At 61.1% G+C, this 257-nt stretch carries 1 protein-coding gene; it reads left to right on the top strand.

Annotated features, from left to right (window positions below; genetic code table 11):
- Positions 1–43: 43 nt before the first annotated feature.
- A partial coding sequence (locus RVY79_RS20385; RefSeq protein WP_317466408.1) for a hypothetical protein occupies positions 44–257 on the top strand: 214 nt, incomplete at its 3' end.

Raw genomic sequence — 257 nt, 5'->3', positions numbered from 1 at the left:
CATGGCCTGGGCCTCTGTGGGCGTTGTGTCGTTATGCGCGGTCGTGCTGTTGGTGCAGCTCTGGGGGAACTACGTGTCGGCGGAACGCCTTCAATACGGTTTCGCGAGCCAGCCAAGGCAGCCGGCTGGGTATCACGAACACGGCCCGACTTTGCTGTTGCCGTATGAGAGCTTGGCAAAGGCAAGCCAATGGAAGGTCAGCCCTGAGACGGCTGAATCGCTCATGCAGCTGGAACGCCGGGCCGTGCAGTTCTATC

Source organism: Chromohalobacter sp. HP20-39 (genome assembly GCF_033052815.1).
In the GTDB taxonomy this organism is placed as follows: domain Bacteria; phylum Pseudomonadota; class Gammaproteobacteria; order Pseudomonadales; family Halomonadaceae; genus Chromohalobacter.
The sequence above is the reverse complement of the archived record's forward strand: the minus strand, read 5'-3'. Positions and strand labels throughout refer to the sequence as shown.